Annotated in this window: 1 pseudogene; it reads left to right on the forward strand. The window is 79.1% G+C overall.

What is annotated here, in order from left to right:
- Positions 1-320, forward strand: a pseudogene (locus JHD82_RS29270) (hypothetical protein); the annotation flags it as partial.

Raw genomic sequence — 320 nt, forward strand, 5'->3', positions numbered from 1 at the left:
CCCCCCCCCCCCCCCCCCCCCCCCCCCCCCCCCCCCCCCCCCCCCCCCCCCCCCCCCCCCCCCCCCCCCCCCCCCCCCCCCCCCCCCCCCCCCCCCCCCCCCCCCCCCCCCCCCCTTTTTTAATGCTCCGGCGACCACCGAGATCTACACTGTTCGCATTTCGTCGGCAGCGTCAGATGTGTATAAGAGACAGCTCCTGCGCCTTGGCCGCGTCGCGGCCCTCGGCGGCGGCGGCAACGGCCTGGGCCTCCTGCGCCTGGACATCCGCCAGTCCCGCCGCAAGGCAGGCCGTCAGAATCGCCGCGTGCCGGCCCTGCGCG

It is taken from the genome of Delftia sp. ASV31 (assembly GCF_016428765.1).
GTDB classification, from domain to species: Bacteria; Pseudomonadota; Gammaproteobacteria; order Burkholderiales; family Burkholderiaceae_C; genus Comamonas; species Comamonas acidovorans.